Origin of the sequence: Nocardia sp. NPDC050799 (assembly GCF_040654015.1) — a bacterium.
Classification (GTDB): Bacteria; Actinomycetota; Actinomycetes; order Mycobacteriales; family Mycobacteriaceae; genus Nocardia.
Map to the genome: position 1 here is coordinate 149,988 of NZ_JBFAHF010000015.1, position 19,888 is coordinate 169,875.

The window sequence follows — 19,888 nt, forward strand, 5'->3', positions numbered from 1 at the left end:
ATGTTCTCATCGTCGCACCAGGGATCAGGCGGCTGCGGCCAGGACTGCCACGGGTTCCCCTTCTTCCACCACGCGTCCGTCCCGCAGCAGTACGCAGTGATCGGCGTCCCGGGCCGCGGCCGGATCGTGCGTGGCGTGCACCACCGTGACCCCGGCGTCGGCGGCCTCCCGGATCGCCGCGCCGATGGCCGCGCGCGCGGCGGTGTCCAACCCGGTACCGGGTTCGTCCAGCAGCAGCAGTTCGGACTGCTGCGCCAGCGCGCGGGCGAGCAGTACACGCTGCCGCTGCCCGCCGGACAGGGTATCCAGACGACGCCCGGCCAGATCGGTGATATCCATCCTGGCCAGGCAGTCCGCCACGATCGCCCGGTCGGCCCGGGTGATCCGGCGCCACAGGCCCCGGTGCGCCCAGCGCCCCATGGCGACCGTTTCGCCGACCGTGATGGGCAGCGTGGCCGGGACCGCCTGCTGCTGGATCACCAGCGCCGGACGGGATCCACCGATCCCGGTGACCGTGCCGGCGGTCGGCGCGACGATACCGCCGAGCACGCCGAGCAGGGTGGATTTTCCGGAGCCGTTGGGGCCCAGCAGCGCGGTGACCCGCCCGCCCGGCATTACCGCGGTGACCTCGTGCAATACCCGGTTTCCCGGGTAGCCCGCGGACAAGCCGGTGATCTCGATTTCCGCCGTGCGCATTCTGTGACTCCCGCCAACCTGCTTGTAATGACAATCGTTATCAGTTTAATGTCTTTGTCCATGGATTGGCTGATCGCCCCGTTCGAAGTCACCTTCGTACAACGAGCTCTGTGGGGCGGGCTGCTGGTCTCCTGCCTGTGCGCGCTGGCCGGAACCTGGGTTGTGGTGCGCGGCATGGCTTTTCTCGGTGAGGCCATGGCACACGGCATGCTGCCGGGAGTCGCCGTCGCGGCCCTGCTCGGCGGTAATCTCCTGCTGGGCGCGGTGGTGAGCGCCTCCGCCATGGCGGCCGGCGTCTCGATCCTGAGCCGGAACCGGCGGCTGTCCACCGATACCGGCATCGGACTGCTGTTCGTCGGCATGCTCGCGATCGGGGTGATCCTGATATCGCGATCCCGATCCTTCGCGGTGGACCTGACCGGATTCCTCTTCGGCGATGTGCTCGCGACCCGACCCCGTGATCTGCTCTTCCTGCTGACGGCACTGGGCGCCGCCCTGGTGATCACGATTCTCGGGCACCGGGCCTTCCTCGCCCTCGCCTTCGACCCGCGCACCGCGCACACCCTCGGATTGCATCCCCGCCGGGCGCAGATCGCACTACTCGCCCTGCTGACGCTGGCGATCGCCGCGTCGTTCCACGTCGTGGGGACCCTGCTGGTCTTCGGACTCCTGGTCGCACCACCCGCGGCCGCCACCTATTGCACCCACCGCATCCCGCGGATCATGCTGCTGGCAGCCGGTTTCGGCGCCCTGGCCACCGTCGCGGGCCTGGTCATCTCCTGGCACGCGGGTACCGCGGCGGGCGCGACCATCGCCGCGACGGCGGTGGGTATCTTCTTCGCGGTAGCGACCGGCGCCCGGCTGCGCGCCGCGCTGCGCGACAGGTCCTCCGGCGGGCCGGGCGCCGGGCGCGCATCCCGCTGGATGAGCACTACCAAGAACCAGGCCGGCCGGACAGCCGGAGTTGTTTCCGCGGCACTGCTGCTCGTTCCGGCCGCCGCGTGCGGTGGCGAAACCGGCGAGGTGCCTGCCGAATCGGTGCCGCACGGCTATATCGCGGGCGCCGAGGAGAGCGCGAGCGCCCAGCCGCGACTGGTGCTCGCCGACCGGTCCACGGGCGCGGTGCGCATCCTCGACCTGGTGACCGAGGAAGTCCTCGGCCAGGACCCCGTGCCGGGCATCACCCATCTCGCCGACGACGGCCGCTACGCATACCTGGCAACGGCCGGTGAGACCACCATCCTCGACAGCGGCAGCTGGGTGGTCGATCACGGCGATCACGTGCACTACTACCGCGCCCAACCGCGCCGGACCGGCGCACTGCCGGGATCGGTCCGGTCCGCGCACAGCGATACCGTCGTCGCCGCGGCGGTGCGGCAGGACGGTTCGACCGTCCTGGTGGACCGTGCGGCACTCGACGAAGGCACTCTCGCGCCCGGTCCGGGACTCGCCGGGTCCGCCCTCCCCTACGGCGGTCACCTCCTCGTCCCGGACGCCGGGCGCATCCAGGTGCGCGACCGGGAGGACGGGACCGCCCAGACCCTGACAACGCGCTGCGAACAGCCGGGCGGGCAGACGGTGACCCGTCGCGGCGCCGTGTTCTCCTGCGCCGACGGTGCGCTGGTGGTCACCGAACGCGACGACCGGTTCACCGCGGAGAAGCTGCCGTACCCGCCGGGAACGACCGGCAGTGCGGCGCAGTTCTTCCACCGCCGGGGCAGCGATGTGCTGGTGGCCGTGCGGGATTCGCGGGCCCTGGTCCTCGATATCGCCCACCGCGCCTGGCGGCCGATCGGCCCCGGACCCATCGTCGCGGCGACCACGGCGGGTGCGGGCACCGATGTGCTGACCCTGGACGCCGGTGGGGTCCTGCACTCCTACGACCCGGAGACCGGGGCCGAGACCGGGCATCGCGCGCTCCCATCGGGGCCCGTGGACCCCGCGACACCACCGGTCCTGCTGGTCGACGCGGAACGCGCCTACGTCAACGATCCGGCCGGCCGGCGAATCCACGAGATCGACTACGCCGACGGACTGCGGATCGCCCGCACCTTCGATCTCGACATCACCCCCGACCTGATGGTGGAGACCGGACGATGAACACCGCACTCCGAATCTGTGTAGCACTGCTCGTCGCGATACTGCCCGTCACCGGATGCGGCGTCACCGACTCCGGTGGCGGCGGAATCGTCGTCACCACCGATATTCTCGGCGACATCACCCGGAGGGTGGTCGGTGACGCGGCAGCGATCACCGTCCTGATGCCGCCCGATTCCGACCCGCACTCCTTCGCACTCTCGGCGCAGGAGGCCGCCGTCCTCGACGACGCCGACCTCATCGTCGAGAACGGCCTGGGCCTGGAAGAAGGATTGGCCCGTCATGTGGCGACGGCCGCGGACGCCGGAGTCGCGACCCTGCCGGTGGGCGCCGAGATCGATCCCCTCCCCTATCGCGGCGGGGACGCCGCGGGGCAACCCGACCCGCATTTCTGGACCGACCCGCAGCGGGTGCACCGCGCGGTCGAGGTGATCCGCGACCGGGTGATCGATACGGTCCCCGGGATCGACGCAGAGACCGTACGCGCCAACGCGGACCGCTACCTCACCGAACTCGACCGGTTGCAGCAGTGGATGTCGGACCGGTTCGCCGGTATCGCGCCCGAGCGCCGCAAACTGGTCACCAATCACCACGTGTTCGGTTATCTCGCCGCCCGGTTCGACTTCGAGGTGGTGGGCGCCGTCATCCCCGGCGGGACCACCCTCGCCTCGCCGAGCGCCGCCGATCTCGCGGAGCTTGCCGCGGCCGTGCGCACCACCGGCGTACCGGCGATCTTCGTGGATTCCGCGCGGCCGGACCGGCTGGCCCGCGCCCTCGCCGAACAAGCGGGTGTGCAGGTGCGCATCGTCGGTCTGCACTCGGAATCACTGACCGCGCCCGGTGCCGGCGCGGCCACCTACCTGGAAATGATGCGCGCCAACACGACCGCGATGGTCGAGGGTCTGGCTTCCGCGTAACCGGGAACGCTGCGATATCCCGCTGCCGCAGCCAGCAGAAAAGAATGAGGGAGCGTTATGCACATTCGGACCGGCCCGATCCGGGCCGCGGCCCTGACCGGCCTGCTCACCGCGGTCGTCGCCGCGAGCGGCTGCGGTACCGCCACCACCGAGGAGACGGCGATCGCCGATCCGCTGGCCGTGACCTATGACGGTGGTATCCATCTCCTGGACGGCAACACTCTGGTGCGCGGCGGCGGAGTCGAACTCGCGGGATTCAACCGGGTCAATCCGGCCGGCGACGACCGGCACATCATCGTGTCGACTTCCGCGGGCTTCCGGGTGTTCGACGCCGTCGGCGGGCAGTTCACCGATATCGAGTTCCCCGGGCCGAAACCGGGGCACGTCGTGCGGCACGCCGGTCGAACGGTCCTGTTCACCGACGGCACCGGCACCGTGACCTCGTTCGACCCGGCCGACCTCGCCGAGGGGGCACCGCAGACCAGCGAATACCGTGCCGCGCAGGCGCATCACGGGGTGGCGGTGGAACTGGAGAGCGGCGAACTGGCCGTCACGCTCGGTACCGCGGAGGAGCGGGTCGGGCTGGCGATCCTGGACGCCGATCGCAAGGAGACCACCCGCAGCGAGCAGTGCCCGGGAGTGCACGGCGAGGCCACCGCGGCCGGCGATACGCTGGTCGTCGGCTGCCAGAACGGGGTTTTGGTCTACCGCGACGGCACACTCACCAAGATCACCAGCCCGGACTCCTACGGGCGAATCGGCAACCAGGCCGGTAGTGACGAGTCGCCGATCGTGCTCGGTGACTACAAGAAGGACGAGCACGCGGAACTGGAACGTCCCGAACAGATCTCGCTGATCGATACCGAAGCCGGCACCATCCGCCTGGTCGATATCGGCACCAGCTACACCTTCCGGTCGCTGGCCCGCGGGCCCGCGGGCGAGGCGCTGGTCCTCGGCACCGATGGCGGGCTGCGGGTGATCGACCCGGAGACGGGCAAGGTCGTCCGGACGATCGATGTCCTCGACCCGTGGCAGGAACCCATCGACTGGCAGCAGCCGCGTCCGGCGCTGTTCGTCCGGGACGGTATCGCCTATGTCAGCGATACGGCGACCAAGCAGATCCACCGGATCGATCTGGCCTCCGGCACGGTGACCGCGTCGGTGACCCTTGCGGAGACCCCCAACGAGATCAGCGGCGTCATCGCCTCCTGATCGGGGCGCGGAGGTCCGCCCGGCACGGCGTGAGGGGCCGGGCGGGCCTTCCTGTCGAAGTTTCCCGAGATCGGGACCGCCTGCGACCAAGGGGTGTGGCCAGGAATGCCACGGATCGAGCCCTTCCGCGGGAACGATGTGATCCAGGTTGGCGACCCGCATGGCCGAACGCAGCAGCCGAGCGCGGTTGACCTCCGTCGGATCGTCGTAGTAGACCTGCGCCACCGCGAGATGTTCCGCCGACAGTCGGCTGCCGATCGACCATCGGGTATCGCGCCCCACGGTATTCCATTCGCCGGGTGAGATCGCGGCGCGCAACGCGCGACCGGAATCCCAGTTCCGCTCGACCCGGCGGATGAAATCCCGGTCCAGAACGGCCGTTGCGGCGGGTGCGTTGCTGGGCCGGGCGAAACCCTCCGCCGCGACCACCGCCTGCGCCGCGAACGCCCGCGCGCCCGGTTCTCCCGCCCGGTTGTATGCCGCGTACGCGGCGGCCACGGTCTTCTCCAGGGGCAGGACATTTACTGATCGAAAACCAATGCATTCTTGGACACTCACCTTCGGTATCATCGCTGTTCAGCGACGTTTTCCCCGGCGATCTCGTCCAAAAAATTTCCATTGGTGAACACCTCGCAACCGGTCCCCGAGCAGCGGAGTATCCGATCGCATCGACTGCCCTCACCGTGTTGCAGTGGACACGAGCCATTCGGTGACAGCGTCGAGATCGGTCGGCCGTAGCCCTACTCGTGGGTCGACGCGGTACAGAAGAGCTCGACCGGGATGATGTTCCGACACCCATTCCCTATCTCTGTTGCCGATCTCGTCGTCGATCCAGATGAACGGTCGGCCCGCAGCCCGCTCGACCAAGGCACGGGTCTTCCAGTGCAGCCCGAACCATTGGTCGATGTGATCGTCCTTCGCGTCCGGCCAATCCAGCACGGCCAACCTCGGCAAACCCAGGACCGGGCTGATGGACCGGTTGGCCTCATCAGTCCAAGTCGTTGCCCATAACAGCTCACAGGGCAGCGCTGTGAGCAGCGGCCCCAGTGCGGGATCGATTCGTGCCGCGAGCGGGTTTCCCTCGTCGTGCCGTTCGGGGGCGAACGACGGGCCTGAAGCGCTTACGGGTACCCGACCGAACGGGATCAGTGGTCCATCGACATCGAGGAAGAGCAGAAGCTTCCCCTCTTGATCCGTCATTTCCACAGGTTAGCTGCGAAACCTCAGGCGCCATCCGGCCATACCAGAACACCGCCATCCACTGATGCGAGTCACCGACCACACCACCGGCGACCCGATCTCGGAACCTCGAGGGGTCAGAGCTCGTCGAAGATCAGACCGATCGCGTCGGATAAGGGCAGCGCCGAGAACTCGGCCCGGCGAGCTGGATCCTGCCCGATCCTCTGCCCGATAGCTGCCGCACGCGGCGCGATCCCGGCGCGGGCCATGACCGCCTCGCTGGTCCCGCGGCCTGTCGCGGTCTGGAACGCCACCGACAGAACCGTCTGCCAATGCGCCGGCCACCCCGGATGGGGTCCCTCGAAATCCGGCCAGCGCTGCGCGACCGCCTCGTTCAGAGTCGGAAGCTGCTCGGCGCCGGCCCACATGGGATCCGCAGCCAGAAACCGGACCCGGCCACATCTGCTGATCATCGCCGCGGCCGCGCAGAGAGGACATGGTTCCAGCGAACTCCACAGCGCCAGCGCGGTGTGATCGCCTGGCGCGAGCTGGGCGAGCGCGTTCACTTCCGCATGCGCCAGCGCCGTGCCCGCCAACTGCCCGGACGGGCCGTCGGCGTCACGAAACCTGCTTCGCCCGAGCGCGACCACTGCGCCCTCCGCTTATGTCCATAAAGATGCCTTTTATGGAGATCGGGTGCTGTCGCGCCGCGGGGCGATCGAGTTGCAGCAGGTGTGTGTGGCTATCGGCAGCAGTTGGGGTCGAGGACGACGCAGAGCGCGGCGAGGGCGTCGCGGTGGACGCGGTGGATGACGTTCATGCCGTGGCGTTCGGAGTTGACCAGGCCGGCTTTGCGGAGCTGGCCGAGGTGGTGACTGACCGTGGATTCGGAGAGCTCGACCGCGTCGGCGAGTTCGCCGCCGTTGCAGCCGGTTTCCGGGTTGGCCAGCAGCAGGGACATGAGTTTGACCCGGACCGGATCCGCTAGCGCTTTCAGCCGCAGTGCGACGTGCAGGGCTGCTTCGTCGTCGACCGGCCCGGCGGCCACGGGTGGGCAGCAGAGCGGGGTGGTCATGTCGATCACGGGCAGCGCTTTGGGCATGAAATCCATCCTACCGATGACGTTGACATATGTCGAAAAGGTGGCACACTGGGCGCCGTCAATACTTCGATATATGTCACACAGGTGGTGGTCATGATGTCACGTGTTCAGCTCGCACTCAATGTCGACGATCTGGAGCAGGCCGTCGAGTTCTACTCGACCCTGTTCGGAGTCCGGCCCGCCAAGCGCAAGCCCGGCTACGCGAACTTCGCGGTCGCCGAGCCGCCGCTGAAGCTGGTCCTCATCGAAAACCCCGGCCAGGGCGGCAGCGTGAACCACCTCGGGGTGGAGGTGGAGTCCTCGCAGAAGGTGCACGCCGAGATCGCACGCTTGTCGGACGCCGGTCTGTTCACCGAGGAGCAGATCGCGACGACCTGTTGCTTCGCCACCCAGGACAAAGTCTGGGTGACCGGCCCGAACAAAGAGCGGTGGGAGGTCTACACCGTGCTGGCCGATACCGAGCATTTCGGCACCGAACCGCGGTTCGCCGGGAAGGGCGACGAGGAGGCGGTGCAGGCGTGCTGCGGCACCGCCGATAGTGACGAGGCCGCAGCACCCGAGGCCGAGTCGGAGTCGAAGGTGGCGTGCTGCGCGCCGGCCGCTGCCGCCCGGTAGAGCCCGGATCTCGGAGTGGCCGATGTGGAGACCGCGCCCGCGGTACTGGGTGGGTTGCCGCGGGCGGGGCGCCGCCGGGTGTTGGCGGTGCTGTGCCTTACCCAGATAACTGGTTGGGGGATTCTGTATTACGCGTTTCCGGTGTTGTCGGTGTCGATCACCGCCGAGACGGGGTGGTCGGCGCCGGTGATCACCGCGGCGTTCTCACTAGGCCAGCTCGCGACCGCGCTCACCGGCATCCCGGTCGGCGCGATCATCGACCGGACCGGCCCGCGGAAAGTGATGACCGCCGGTTCGATCCTCGGGGTCGTCGCCTTGGTGGCGATCGCGGCCGCACCGAACCTGGGCGTGTTCTATCTCGGCTGGCTGGTGGCGGGGGTGGCGATGGGGGCGGTGTTGTATCCGCCGGCGTTCGCGGCGTTGACCCGCTGGTGGGGGCCGCAGAGTGTGACCGCGCTGATAATCCTCACCCTCGCCGGTGGCCTGGCGTCCACAGTGTTCGCGCCGCTCACCGCCGCACTCGATGCGCACACCGACTGGCGCGCTACCTATCTCGTCCTCGCGGTCGTGCTGGCGGTGGGGACGGTGCCGGTGCACTGGTTCGGGTTACAGGACACATGGCCGGACCCACCGGCGCCCGCCGTCGCCGCGCACGCCGATCACTCCGGTATCGCGCGCAGCCCGCGCTTCGCTGCGCTGGTGGTGACCATGTGCCTAGCGGCGTTCGCCAGCTTCGCCGGCATCTTCAACCTCGTCGCCCTGCTCCAGGAACAGGGCTTCAGCCCCGGGTTGGCCGCAACCGCGCTCGGGCTCGGCGGCGCCGGCCAGGTGCTGGGCCGGATCGGGTACCTACCGCTGGCCCGCTACACCGGCGTCACCGCCCGCACCGTGCTGGTCCTGGCCGCCCTCGCCGCCTCGACCGCCCTGCTCGGGCTGGTGTCGGCGGTGATCGTGTTGATCGCTGTGGCGATCGGCGCCGGGCTGGTGCGCGGGATCTTCACGCTGATCCAGGCCACCACGATCACCGACCGGTGGGGCGCCACCCACTACGGCCGGTTGAACGGTCTGCTGTCCGCCCCGGTGGTGATCGTGTCCGCGCTGGCCCCCTGGGCGGGCACGGTGCTCTCGGCATGGACAGGCAGCTACGCGAACGCCTACCTCGTCCTCGGCGCCGTTGCCGCCCTCGCCGCGGTGATCGCGCCTCTCACCGGAATTTCTGGGTCGAAGAAAGAGATGTTGTGACAAGCGAATACGACTATGACGCGGTGGTCATCGGCGGCGGCCAATCCGGCCTCGCTGCCGCCCACCACCTCACCGGGCAGGGGTTGAACACCGCGGTCTTGGAAGCCGCGGAAGAGGCGACCGGGTCCTGGCCGCGGTATTACGACAGCCTGACCCTGTTCTCCCCGGCCCACTACAGCAGCCTGCCCGCACGGCCGTTTCCCGGAGATCCGGACCGGTATCCCCACCGCGATGAGGTGGTCGACTACCTGCGCTCCTACGCCGCGGGCCTGGACGCCGATATCCACACCGACACCCCCGTCGAGACCGCCACCTCCACCGGCAGTAACGGATTCACGGTCACGACCGGATCCGGGGCGGTGTTCACCACGCCGCGGGTGGTCGCGGCGACCGGGTCGTTCGGTTCCCCGTTCCTGCCCGCTGTGCCTGGTCAGGAGGAGTTCGGGGGCCGGATTTTGCATGCCAGCCGGTACCGCAACCCGGCGGAGTTCGCTGGTCGGCGGGTGGTCGTGGTGGGGGCGGGGAACTCCGCGGTGCAGATCGCCGCCGAGCTCGCCCAGCATGGCGAGGTGGTGCTGGCGAGCCGGGCGCCGGTGAAGTTCGTGCCGCAGCGGCCGTTGGGCCGAGATGTGCATTTCTGGTTCACCATCACTGGATTCGATGCCGCCCCGCTGGGCCGGTTGGTGACGGAGGCGCCGACGCAGCCGGTGCTCGACGAGGGCCGCTACCGCGCCGCCCTGGCCGGCGGGCGACCGCAGCGGCGGGAGATGTTCACTGCGTTCACACCGGAGGGTGTGGTGTGGCCGGACGGTACTCGCACCGGCGTGGATGCGGTCGTGTTCGCGACCGGGTACCGCCCGCACCTGCCTTATCTCGCCGGGACTGGTGCGCTGACCGAGGCCGGGATTCCGCGGCAGCGCCAGGGCCTGTCGACCACGCATCCTGGGCTGGGGTTCCTGGGGTTGGAGTGGCAGCGCACCCCGTCGTCGAACTCGCTACGCGGGGTCGGCCGGGACGCGGCCTACCTGGTGCGGCGGCTACGGCCAGCGACGGCACAGCAGCGGGAGCACGCGCGATGACCACCGCCTCGGTGGACACGGTCGCGCAGGGGCTGGTCCGCGGCGGGGGCGTGGTGTCGGCTGACGGCACCCCGATCACCTTCCTGGTTCGGGGTGCCGGGCCGGTGCTTTCGGCGGTGCACGGTGGTCTGGGCAGTGCGGTGAGCATGCTGGGGCTGGCCGGCCACCTCGCCGAGCACTACACGGTGGTCGCCGTGAACTGCCACGGTCACGGCACCTCCGGGGCTCCGCGCTCGGGCCCGGATATCGCGCACGAGGTCGCCGACATCACCGCGGTGATCGACGCGCGAGAAAGAAGATGACCGCGGCGGCGGCGGTCATCTCGAGCACGGCGTGCACGCCGTTAGGGGCGGGTACCGCCGGCGCGGTGATCCCGGCCAGAGCGCTCACCGCGGCCACCCCGCCGACCACGACCATCGCTGCGGCGAGCTGCGTGAGGAGGTGGCCGGCGCGCTGGCCGCCGGTGAGAGCGCGGCGGCGTTCGAGCAACGCATCGGCGGCCAGCAGCAGTGGATTCCACCGTGCTCTTCGGCTCCGGAACGCGGCTGTGCCGATCGCCAAGACCGTGATCGTCACGACCGCGGTGAGCAGCGCGCGGCCCGCACCGGGCTCGGGCAGAACTGAATACGCGGTCCACCAGCCGATCACCGGTGCCGGCATCACCACCGCGCTACCGAGCACCTCCGCGCGATACCGCTGGCGAAGTGATTACCGGTCACCGGCGTCTCCTGGACCGACTGAACCGATGAGGTTCAGGCGTGGGCGGGCAGAAGCTCGGCGATGAGCGCCTCCACCCGGGCGCGGATTTCGTCGCGAATCGGGCGGACCGCGTCCACGCCTTTGCCGGCGGGGTCTTCCAGGTCCCAGTCGCGGTACCTGATCCCGGGGAACACCGGGCAGGTGTCACCGCAGCCCATGGTGATGATGACGTCGGCGGCTTTGAGGATCTCCTCGGTCCACGGCTTGGGGTACTCGCCGGTGATGTCGATCCCGATCTCGGCCATGGCCTCGATCGCGGCGGGGTTGATCTGGTCTCCGGGTTCGCTGCCTCCGGACCAGGCGATGGCGTGGTTGCCGGCGAGGTGGGTGAACAGGCCCAGCGCCATTTGGGAGCGGCCGGCGTTGTGGGTGCACAGGAACAGCACCGTCGGGGTGCCGGTGTGGGTGAGTCCTTCGACCTTGGCCAGCGCGTGCAAGCGTTGGCGGGCGAACCGTTCGGCCAACAACGGGAGGAAGTTGACGATGGTAGCGCGACCGGCGAACTGTTCGTAGGAGGAATGCAGGAACCGTTCGATGGTCTCCACACCGAAGGTGCCGTCGAACTCCCGCTGCAACCGCGTCGCCGCCGTTTTCTACGCCACATGCTGGTCGATGGACAGATCCGCGCGCAACGCGGTCGCCGGGATGGGTGATTCGGTCATATCCGTTGTCCGATACTCGAGAAGGAAGGGTTCAGGATTGGACAGGTGAGCTCAGTTCGGCCGCGAGAGCCTGCACGCGGGCGGCGATATCGTCGCGGACCAACCGCATCCGCTCCATCCCTTCGATCCCGCGCTGCGACGGTTCATCGGTCTCCCACCGCCGCAGCTGCACACCGGCCGGGGCGTCGAGGTCGGCTTCACGGCCGAGGACGACCACCAGGTCCACGGTGTGCAACAGCAGCGGATCCACCGCTTTCGGGTGCTCGCCGCCGATATCGACCCCGACCTCGGCGAGGGCGGCCACCGACAACGCATTGAGCTTCGTACCCGGGTCGGTGCCCGCCGACAGCGCGACGACCCGGCCGGCAGCGGCCTGATGCATCAGACCGGCCGCCATCTGCGATTTGCCGCTGTTGCGCACGCACACGAACAGCACGGTCGGCGCGGTGCTCACCGGGACCCGACCTCGGCCGTGGCCGGCGCATGGAACCGGTTACGCAGGGCCAGCGACACATACACCAGCGCCACCAGCACCGGGACCTCGATCAACGGACCCACCACACCAGCCAATGCCTGACCCGACGTAGCACCGTAGGTGGCGATCGCGACCGCGATGGCGAGCTCGAAGTTGTTGCCCGCCGCCGTGAACGCCAGCGTCGTGGTGCGCTCGTACCCCAGGCCCATCACCGCACCCAGCAGGTAGCCGCCGCCCCACATGATCGCGAAATACGCCAGCAGCGGCACCGCGATTCGCACCACGTCGAGAGGTTGGGAGGTGATGCGGTCACCTTGCAGAGCGAACAGGACCACGATGGTGAACAGCAACCCGTAGAGCGCCCACGGCCCGATCCGCGGAATCAACGTGGTCTCGTACCAGTCGCGGCCCTTCGCCCGTTCCCCGAACCGGCGGGTCAGATACCCGGCGAGCAGCGGGATCCCGAGGAAGATCAGCACCGATTTCGCGATCTGCCACGGCGAAGTATCGATCGTGGTCTGCGCCAACCCCAGCCAGCCGGGCAGGACCGAGAGATAGAACCAGCCCAGAACCGCGAACATGATCACCTGGAAGATCGAGTTCAACGCCACCAGCACCGCCGCGGCTTCCCGATCCCCGCAGGCCAGATCGTTCCAGATGATCACCATCGCGATACAGCGCGCCAACCCCACGATGATCAACCCGGTCCGGTACTCGGGCAGGTTGGGAAGCAGCAGCCAGGCCAGGGCGAACATCAGTGCCGGGCCGAGCACCCAGTTCAACACCAGTGACCCGACGAGGAGTCGGCGGTCGCCGGTGACGGTGCCGAAACGGTCGTAGCGGACCTTGGCCAGCACCGGATACATCATGATCAGCAGCCCGATCGCGATCGGCAGTGAAATCCCGTCGATCTCCACCGCCGCCAGCGCGTCCCCCAGGCCGGGGATCAGCCGGCCCAGCAGGAGCCCGGCGGCCATAGCCACACCGATCCAGACTGGCAGGAACCGGTCCAGTGTCGACAGCTTGCCCACCACACCCTGCTCCGGGGCGCCGGCAGCGGTGGTATCGGTGGCGCTCACGCAGTCACCGCCACGGTCTCGCCGCTTTCCAGCAGCAGCGCATCCGACACCCGCTGCAGCGCCTGCCGGACCACCCGGTAGTACACCCACGAAGCACGGCGTTCGCTGGTCAACAGCCCGGCCGAGCGCAGCACCTTCAAATGGTGGGAGATGGTCGGCTGAGTGAGGTCGATGCCCTCGGACAGATCACACACACACGCTTCCATCCCGGACCGCGACGCGATCGAACTCAACAACCGCAGCCGCACCGGATCCGACAGAGCCTTGAACACCGTCGCCAATTCCACCGCGGCCTCCGGCGCCAGCGGTTCACGCACGCGCGGGGCGGGGTTGCAGGCCTCGACCGGTATCACCGGCAACTGCGGCTTAGACATGAATCGATATTGACAAACATCTATGTCGAGGGCAAACAAACATCCGGCGAACACGGGAGTCCGGGAACATCTACGAGAAAAGTCACGCTAAGGAGTTACCGCAGATAGTGGCGCAGCGGGTTTTTGGCAGATCTTGTAATTCATCACCACATTTCAGAGGCAGGCCCGCGCTGTTCTCCCAGCAGCGAACACCGGCCCGGCCGGGCTCGATGACCACTACGGTCCAGTCTCATGACGACGGTTACAACGCGCACGGTTGAGTACCCGGCCGACGACCTGACGATGATCGGGCACCTCGCGCTCCCGGCCGGTGTCGACCGCCGGCCCGCGGTCCTGGTCGGACCAGAGGGCACGGGACTCAGCGACGTCGAACGCCGCCGGGCCGATTCCCTCGCCGAGCTGGGATACGTAGCGTTGGCCTTCGACATCCACGGCGGGCGCTATTTGGGCGACCCCGAGGAGATGCTGGCCCGTTGCATGCCGCTACTCGCCGACCCCGACCGGATGCGGGGCATCGGCCACGCGGCGCTCGACGTGTTGCGCGCCGAACCGCGGACCGACCCCGACCGGATCGCCGCCGTCGGATACGGCACCGGGGGCGCAATCGCGCTGGAACTCGGGCGCGACGGAGTCGACCTGCGCGCGATCGGGACAATCAACGCAACTACCACCGGCCGACCGGGCGAGGCGGCGCGCATTCGCTGCCCGGTGTGGGCGGGGGTGGGGTCGGAAGACCCAATCATGCCGCCCGCGCAACGGGACGCATTCACCGCCGAGATGCAGGCCGCGGGAGTCGACTGGCGCCTTGTGGTCTACGGCGGCGCCTTGCACGCCTTCCACCACCCGACGGTCGACCACCCCACGGTCCCCGGCGTCGGCTACCACCCACGGCACGCGCAGCGAGCCTGGCGCGACGTCGTCGACCTGCTCGCCGAGTGCCTGCCCGTAACAGGGGTCGAGGAGCATCGCCCGTGACGCGGTGTCGTCGGCTGAGGTAGCCGAGGACGACCGCGGCGAGGTTCACGCCGCGCGGCAGGTCTCGACCCTGGGTTTCACCGGCTCAAATGGTGTGGAGTGCCGGTCGATAGAGGTCGAGCCATACGGCCAGGTCGAGGAATTGCTCCAGAGCCGCGCGGTCCGGTAGATCGAGGTCGCCGGGTGCGCGGGCCACGACCTTGCGCGCCGCCGCGGCGTCGACGAGTTCGAGCACCGCATGATCGTCGGCGAGCAGATCGGCGGCTCGGCGTTGCAGCGCTTCGGCGTAGGCGGCGTCCTGAGCGATCGGGTAGTGCGATTTGACCCGCTCGACCACCGAACGCGGTAGCAGGTCGGTGGTGGCTGCGCGCAACAGGCTCTTCTCCCGGCCGTCGTGGGATTGCAGCGACCAGGGGACGTTGTACAGGTAGTCGATGAGCCGGTGGTCGCAAAACGGCACACGCACTTCCAGCCCTACGGCCATGCTCATCCGGTCCTTGCGGTCGAGCATCGCCCGGAGGAACCGGGTGATGTGCAGATGGGAGAGTTGCCGCAGCCGGTTGTCGAGCGGACTCGCACCGGGCAGCGGCTCAACTCGCGCGACGGCCTCGCGGTATCGATCGCGCACGTAGTCGTCGAGTTCGAGGGCCCGCGTGAGGTCGGGGCGCAGCAGCCCGGCGCGCCGGGTGAGGGTATGTGGCATGGCCGCCATCCACGGAAAGGTTTCGCTGTCGCGGAGGACCGGATGGTGGAACCAGCGGTAGCCGCCGAAGATCTCGTCGGCGGATTCGCCGGAGAGCGCCACCGTCGAGTGGGCGCGCACGGCCCGCGACAGCAGATACAGCGAGGCGTCTGAATCGCCGAACCCCAGCGGGAAGTCGCGCGCGCGGACCACGGCCTCGCGGGTCTGCGGAGCCGTGAGTTCGGCGGGGTCGAGCATGATGGCAGTGTGCCGTGCGCCGATATGGGCCGCGACCTGGTCGGCGAACGGCGAGTCGAGGGTTGCGCGCCATTCGTCGGCGACGAATTTCTCACGCTGCCCGGCCAGTTCCACGGTGAAGGTGCGGGCTTGTTCCCCGCTGTGGCGTAGTTCTTCGGCGGCCAGCACGGTGATCGCCGAGGAGTCCAGTCCGCCGGACAGCAGCACTCCCAGCGGTACATCGGCGACCAGTTGACGGCGGACGCTGTCGCGCAGGAGTTCGCGCACTGTTGAGATGGTGGTGGCCAGGTCGTCACTGTGTTCGGCGGTGCGCAACTGCCAGTAGCGGCGCTCCCGCAGGCCGTCGCGGTTCACGGTGAGGACGGTGCCCGGCTCGACCTGCCGCATCCCGTCCCAGATCGCGGTGGCCGGGTCGGTGATCATGGTGAACAGCTCGCGTAGGCCGTCCATGCCGACCGCGGCACGCGCCCGGGGATTCGCCAGGATGGCTTTCGGTTCCGAACCGAACAGCACGCCGTCCACTGTCGGCATCAGGTAGAGCGGTTTGATGCCGAGGGGGTCGCGGAACAGCGAGAGACGCTGCACGCGGGCATCCCAGATCGCGAAGGCCCACATTCCGGTCAGCCGTTCCGCGACGGCCTCACCCCATTCGAGATAGCCGCGAAGCACGACTTCGGTATCCGACCGGCTGCGGAAACGGTGCCCCCGAGCCTGCAGTTGTTCTCGAAGTTCGGCGAAGTTGTAGGCCTCGCCCGAATACACCAGCGCCACCGGGCCGTCCGGTGTTTCGACTGTCATCGGCTGTGCGCCGCCTTCGATATCGATGATTGCCAGTCGGCGGTGCCCGAGCGCCGCATGACCGCTGATCCACACTCCGCCGCCGTCCGGCCCGCGGTCGGCCATCGTGGCTGTCATTTCCTCCACGATGGGCCGCGCCGTCGTCAAGTCCTGCTGGTAGGACACCCATCCCGTGATTCCACACATGACCAAAGTATGTAGTGACTTTAAAAATATATCAACTATAAATTTATGGTTGGTGTAGTGTTGCCGCATGGAACGGACCGGGCCGGGATTGCGAGAACTCAAGAAGGAGCGCACGCGGCGCAGCCTCCTGCTGACCGCGTACCGGCTGTTCGAGGAGAAGGGCTACGAGGCCACGACCATCAGCGAGATCGCCCGGGTGGCCGAAGTCTCGCAGGGAACCTTTTTCAACTACTTCGGCACGAAAGAAGACCTGATCTTCGGTGACCGATCCGATATTGCCGAGGCGGGCCTGGAAGCCCTGCGCCGCCGCGACCCCCGCGACAGCCCCGCGGATGCGGTGGCCCGGGCATTCGAGGCGATGCTTGCCGCCGAACGCCGAAGCGATCCGGACAATCTCGAACAGGATCGCGCCCGACTGATCGTTACCGTGCCTGCGCTGTACGCCACCTCGCTGAGCAGGCTCTTCGATATTCAGAACGATATGGCCGCGAGGCTTCAAACCGTGTTCCCTGACGAACTCGACGAGATGAAGGCCGCCATCCTGGTCGGCGCCTTCGCGGGAGCGGGTATGTCGTCACTCCGGGCGGCCGCCGCGGCCGGGACGCCGCTGGAAAAGGCGGTGCGTGCGGCTATCGACGAGGTATCCAGACGGTTCCGGTGAAGACTGCGGGCCGGCGCCCGATCCGACCGAGTCGAAAGAGTTGCGGTACCGGCGCAGCCACTTCACGAGAGGGGCGTCGGCATCACCCGGATCCGCGCAGGCTCAGGCGACTGTCTGTTCAGCATCGGCTGTCCTCGCGTCCATGCCTCCAGGTCTCGACCGACCAGAGGTTGCGATGCCGCCCTCACCATGTACAACAGCTGCGGCACCGAGATGGACTCCGGTAGCCATGGCCTGATCACTGCCGGTTCAACGGAGGCCAGAAACCACCCGGAATCCGAGTCGGAACGGGCTCAATACATATCGGGAAGCGGGACCTGGTAGGCATCCTGGTCCCCGGAGTACCGCTACTTGCTATCGTAAAACAAGGTCTGCGCTGCAGACTTTGCCCTGCGATCCGGGGCTGTTCCTTGTGTGGGTAGTCGCCGGATCACCTTGGTGTGGGTCGCGCTTTGCGACCGGACAGAAGGGCTCGGTCCAGGCCGGCTCCTTTGTTCGCGTCGCCGGATAACGGCCAGGTCGACTCGTGCGCGTGTCGACCTTCACATGCCGATCGCGTAAGCCGTGGGAGGCGTACCAGCGAGCTGAGATCGACGTAATAGTTCTCGCTGGTCCACACCGATCCATTGCCTCGCAACCGCGGCCGAACCGGGCCTACACCTGTGACGAAATTCGTGCGGTGATGTTGGGGTGACGAACGGCCATATGCTCTATCAGGCTGCGGGAACAGAGGGTACCGATGGCGATTGGTATCTGCGGCCAGCAGAGGCCGCACATCGACAATCGGCACCTGAACCACCAGCAGCACCACCCGATCAGACGTCCGTGGTGGTACCGACTGGCCCGCCGTTCACGAGATAACCGTTCTGCGGCCGGTACGCGTCAGATATCAGCAGCGCCGACGAGTCGGATTCAACTTCATCCGCTTTCAAGGAGTGGCATCACTGCGCTGCCGAGGCGCGTAGGTGGTTGTAGATGGTCTGACGGGTGACGCCGAACTCGGTGGCCAGCACCGATTTCGATTCGCCGGCCTCGGCTCGGGCACACACCTGTTCGACTTGTTCGGTGGTCAGGGCCGGGGCGCGGCCGGTGTAGGCGCCGCGGGCTTTCGCGGCGGCGATGCCTTCGCGTTGGCGTTCCGGGATCAGGGCGCGTTCGAATTCGGCGAAGGCGCCCATTACCGACAGCAGCAGGTTGGCCATGGGGGAGTCGTCGCCGGTGAAGGTCAGCGATTCCTTGACGAACACCACCTTCACGCCCTTGCTGGTGAGGCTGCGGACGAGCTGGCGGAGGTCGTCGAGGTTTCGGGCGAGGCGGTCCATGGAGTGCACGATCACCTCGTCGCCTTCTCGGACGAACGCGAGCAGTTCGTCGAGTTTGGGCCGGCTGGTGTCTTTCCCGGAGGCCTTGTCGGTGAAGGTCTTCTCGACTTCGATGCCGTCGAGCTGTCGCACGGTGTTCTGGTCGAGTTTCAGGAATTCTTTGACAGCTGGGATCCGCCGAGGCCTGGACAGGGTCACCGCCCGAGTCAGAGCTCGCGCTACAGCTGGGCGAAGAACTGAGTGCACTCGTCGGCGAATGCGCGGAGCTGGTACAGAATTCGCCGATATCCTTGCGGGTCGGTGTCTCGCCCGGCCCGGCCTGCGACCCATCGATACCAGAGACCGCTTGGTGCAAGGAACCGGGACGAATACCCAGAGCCGAGAACATCATCGAGGTGCAGAAGCGCCGCAAGCGCCAAGCCCTGGTCGTAGTCGAGGTCAGGGCGCGACAAGTAGTGATCAAGGTAGTCACAGAGCAGTTCGCGATCCTGCCTGGCACCGAACTTCGCAAGGGTGATGCAGTACGCCGCGCCCGCATGGGGCCCCTCGCTGGCCAGCAGTAGCTGTCCGATGCGATCGCGGAACTCGGTCCTGTGTGCCACCGCAACCAGCCAAGAGGCAACCTTGCGCTCGCGCCAACCGCCCTCGAAGAGGGTGCTGAGCTCCACAGGTGTGATCTCGAAGGCAGCCCGAGCCAGCTTTTTCGCGAATCCAGAGCGCTCGGCATCGTTCAACCGCAGAAGGCCGCCACCCAGCCGAAGGTAGCGCCGATCAGGCGTAACGAATCGCTGAACCAACCCCTGCAGCTCGGGATCATTACGGACAGAGCGCATAGCCGAATTCTGACCTGTTCAAGCCGCTCCGCCAACACTTCGAGGTTGCCGATAACGTCAAGTGACGTCGCGCTCGATCAGGGCTGTCTCGCCAGGTCCAGCGCGTATTCATCGGTCCCGTCAATTTCGGTCACCACCTGCTGCGCAGCGGCTTGCTCGCCTCGCTGACGAAGCAGCCGCACGAGGAAGTACAGCGCCGTCTTGTCCCCATGCAGGGCCCGCTGCCGGAGATCGCGGTCGCGACCGTCCTCGTACAGGAACCGATCCAGCCTGCGCCGTGCGTGGACGTCGCTCTCGCCCCGAGTGGCCAGCTCGTCGAGACGTCTCGCTTTCGCGAGTAGATCCATGTGCCACAGATGCGCATTGTGCCGGTTATGGTCGGCGCTGTAGCACTCGGCAACAGCGCTGACTGCGGAGATCGCTGCATCCCAGTCGCAGCGGGCCTCCGCCGCACGTGCTGCGACGAGCCAGGTTTCCATGATTTCAGTATGACGAGGACGAGCACCACTGGTGGCCCCAGCACTGTCGTGAAACCATCTAGGCCGCGTTTCATAAGCCCGATGGTGTGGGATGGAACCCGTTGTCCGGGTTGAGAAGTTGGTGATGTGGCGAGGTCTCCGGTAGTTGGTTGAACGACCAAGCACAACCAGAAACCAACCGGAGACCTCGTGAACAGCGTAACGGC

Annotated in this window: 22 protein-coding genes; 9 read left to right on the plus strand and 13 right to left on the minus strand. The window is 67.6% G+C overall.

Going from position 1 to position 19,888, the window contains the following annotated elements:
* Positions 1-24: 24 nt before the first annotated feature.
* Positions 25-696 (minus strand): zinc ABC transporter ATP-binding protein AztA, encoded by a 672-nt coding sequence (gene aztA, locus AB0H42_RS17865; RefSeq protein ID WP_357056928.1) that lies wholly within the window; start codon positions 694-696, stop codon positions 25-27.
* A 60-nt stretch (positions 697-756) separates the two neighbouring features.
* Here aztA and aztB point away from each other — a divergent pair, with 60 nt between their 5' ends.
* From aztB to aztD, 3 genes are read left to right on the plus strand one after another with little or no spacing between them, the layout of a single operon-like run.
* Positions 757-2,796, plus strand: coding sequence for a zinc ABC transporter permease AztB (gene aztB / locus AB0H42_RS17870; protein ID WP_357056931.1), 2,040 nt, complete (start codon positions 757-759; stop codon positions 2,794-2,796).
* On the plus strand, positions 2,793-3,710 hold the full coding sequence (aztC, locus tag AB0H42_RS17875; RefSeq protein ID WP_357056934.1) for a zinc ABC transporter substrate-binding protein AztC: 918 nt from the start codon (positions 2,793-2,795) through the stop codon (positions 3,708-3,710). Before aztB ends, aztC begins: the two co-directional genes overlap by 4 nt.
* Before the next feature lie 57 nt (positions 3,711-3,767).
* Positions 3,768-4,922: a zinc metallochaperone AztD gene (gene aztD, locus AB0H42_RS17880; protein WP_357056937.1), complete on the plus strand. Its 1,155-nt coding sequence runs from the start codon at positions 3,768-3,770 to the stop codon at positions 4,920-4,922.
* A 678-nt stretch (positions 4,923-5,600) separates the two neighbouring features.
* On the opposite strand, the gene AB0H42_RS17885 is transcribed toward aztD, so the two are convergent.
* The 3 genes from AB0H42_RS17885 to AB0H42_RS17895 form a co-directional block, all read right to left on the minus strand.
* On the minus strand, positions 5,601-6,122 hold the full coding sequence (locus AB0H42_RS17885) for an HAD domain-containing protein (protein WP_357056941.1): 522 nt from the start codon (positions 6,120-6,122) through the stop codon (positions 5,601-5,603).
* Positions 6,123-6,238: 116 nt separating this feature from the next.
* The gene (locus AB0H42_RS17890) at positions 6,239-6,751 is read right to left on the minus strand and encodes a hypothetical protein (RefSeq protein WP_357056944.1); all 513 of its coding nucleotides are present in this window, start codon (positions 6,749-6,751) and stop codon (positions 6,239-6,241) included.
* A gap of 92 nt (positions 6,752-6,843) precedes the next feature.
* A complete protein-coding gene (locus tag AB0H42_RS17895) occupies positions 6,844-7,203 on the minus strand; it encodes an Rv2640c family ArsR-like transcriptional regulator (RefSeq protein WP_357056947.1) in 360 nt (119 codons plus the stop codon).
* A gap of 96 nt (positions 7,204-7,299) precedes the next feature.
* Between AB0H42_RS17895 and AB0H42_RS17900 the strand changes: the two genes are divergently transcribed.
* Genes AB0H42_RS17900 through AB0H42_RS17915 form a run of 4 tightly spaced genes read left to right on the plus strand, consistent with a single transcriptional unit; the run spans position 7,300 to position 10,441 of the window.
* The gene (locus AB0H42_RS17900; RefSeq protein WP_357057013.1) at positions 7,300-7,818 is read left to right on the plus strand and encodes an ArsI/CadI family heavy metal resistance metalloenzyme; all 519 of its coding nucleotides are present in this window, start codon (positions 7,300-7,302) and stop codon (positions 7,816-7,818) included.
* Positions 7,819-7,833: 15 nt separating this feature from the next.
* Entirely contained in the window at positions 7,834-9,060 is a 1,227-nt protein-coding gene (locus AB0H42_RS17905; protein ID WP_357056949.1) for an MFS transporter, read from the plus strand.
* Positions 9,057-10,139 carry an NAD(P)/FAD-dependent oxidoreductase gene (locus AB0H42_RS17910; RefSeq protein ID WP_357056952.1) on the plus strand — a complete coding sequence of 361 codons (1,083 nt, stop codon included), beginning with the start codon at positions 9,057-9,059 and terminating at the stop codon, positions 10,137-10,139. Before AB0H42_RS17905 ends, AB0H42_RS17910 begins: the two co-directional genes overlap by 4 nt.
* Positions 10,136-10,441, plus strand: coding sequence for a hypothetical protein (locus AB0H42_RS17915; protein ID WP_357056955.1), 306 nt, complete (start codon positions 10,136-10,138; stop codon positions 10,439-10,441). Before AB0H42_RS17910 ends, AB0H42_RS17915 begins: the two co-directional genes overlap by 4 nt.
* On the opposite strand, the gene AB0H42_RS17920 is transcribed toward AB0H42_RS17915, so the two are convergent.
* From AB0H42_RS17920 to AB0H42_RS17940, 5 genes are all read right to left on the minus strand, one after another.
* Positions 10,407-10,820 (minus strand): hypothetical protein, encoded by a 414-nt coding sequence (locus AB0H42_RS17920; RefSeq protein WP_357056957.1) that lies wholly within the window; start codon positions 10,818-10,820, stop codon positions 10,407-10,409. The two genes, AB0H42_RS17915 and AB0H42_RS17920, sit on opposite strands and share 35 nt — an antisense overlap.
* A gap of 71 nt (positions 10,821-10,891) precedes the next feature.
* Positions 10,892-11,473, minus strand: coding sequence for an arsenate reductase ArsC (locus tag AB0H42_RS17925; RefSeq protein ID WP_357056959.1), 582 nt, complete (start codon positions 11,471-11,473; stop codon positions 10,892-10,894).
* 118 nt (positions 11,474-11,591) lie between these two features.
* Positions 11,592-12,014, minus strand: coding sequence for a low molecular weight phosphatase family protein (locus tag AB0H42_RS17930; protein WP_357056962.1), 423 nt, complete (start codon positions 12,012-12,014; stop codon positions 11,592-11,594).
* Positions 12,011-13,114 carry an ACR3 family arsenite efflux transporter gene (gene arsB, locus AB0H42_RS17935; protein ID WP_357056965.1) on the minus strand — a complete coding sequence of 368 codons (1,104 nt, stop codon included), beginning with the start codon at positions 13,112-13,114 and terminating at the stop codon, positions 12,011-12,013. Before arsB ends, AB0H42_RS17930 begins: the two co-directional genes overlap by 4 nt.
* Positions 13,111-13,488: a metalloregulator ArsR/SmtB family transcription factor gene (locus AB0H42_RS17940; RefSeq protein WP_357056968.1), complete on the minus strand. Its 378-nt coding sequence runs from the start codon at positions 13,486-13,488 to the stop codon at positions 13,111-13,113. The genes arsB and AB0H42_RS17940 overlap by 4 nt, the downstream gene beginning before the upstream one ends.
* A gap of 231 nt (positions 13,489-13,719) precedes the next feature.
* Here AB0H42_RS17940 and AB0H42_RS17945 point away from each other — a divergent pair, with 231 nt between their 5' ends.
* Complete coding sequence (locus AB0H42_RS17945) at positions 13,720-14,463, plus strand: dienelactone hydrolase family protein (protein ID WP_357056971.1); 744 nt, start codon at positions 13,720-13,722, stop codon at positions 14,461-14,463.
* Between the two features lie 85 nt (positions 14,464-14,548).
* On the opposite strand, the gene asnB is transcribed toward AB0H42_RS17945, so the two are convergent.
* Complete coding sequence (gene asnB, locus AB0H42_RS17950) at positions 14,549-16,387, minus strand: asparagine synthase (glutamine-hydrolyzing) (RefSeq protein ID WP_357056973.1); 1,839 nt, start codon at positions 16,385-16,387, stop codon at positions 14,549-14,551.
* A gap of 67 nt (positions 16,388-16,454) precedes the next feature.
* Here asnB and AB0H42_RS17955 point away from each other — a divergent pair, with 67 nt between their 5' ends.
* Positions 16,455-17,048 carry a helix-turn-helix domain-containing protein gene (locus tag AB0H42_RS17955; protein ID WP_357056976.1) on the plus strand — a complete coding sequence of 198 codons (594 nt, stop codon included), beginning with the start codon at positions 16,455-16,457 and terminating at the stop codon, positions 17,046-17,048.
* Positions 17,049-17,989: 941 nt separating this feature from the next.
* On the opposite strand, the gene AB0H42_RS17960 is transcribed toward AB0H42_RS17955, so the two are convergent.
* From AB0H42_RS17960 to AB0H42_RS17970, 3 genes are all read right to left on the minus strand, one after another.
* A complete protein-coding gene (locus AB0H42_RS17960; RefSeq protein ID WP_357057016.1) occupies positions 17,990-18,544 on the minus strand; it encodes a recombinase family protein in 555 nt (184 codons plus the stop codon).
* Between the two features lie 44 nt (positions 18,545-18,588).
* Positions 18,589-19,203, minus strand: coding sequence for a DUF6000 family protein (locus AB0H42_RS17965; RefSeq protein ID WP_357056978.1), 615 nt, complete (start codon positions 19,201-19,203; stop codon positions 18,589-18,591).
* Positions 19,204-19,280: 77 nt separating this feature from the next.
* Positions 19,281-19,682 carry a hypothetical protein gene (locus AB0H42_RS17970; protein ID WP_357056981.1) on the minus strand — a complete coding sequence of 134 codons (402 nt, stop codon included), beginning with the start codon at positions 19,680-19,682 and terminating at the stop codon, positions 19,281-19,283.
* Between the last annotated feature and the right edge of the window lie 206 nt (positions 19,683-19,888).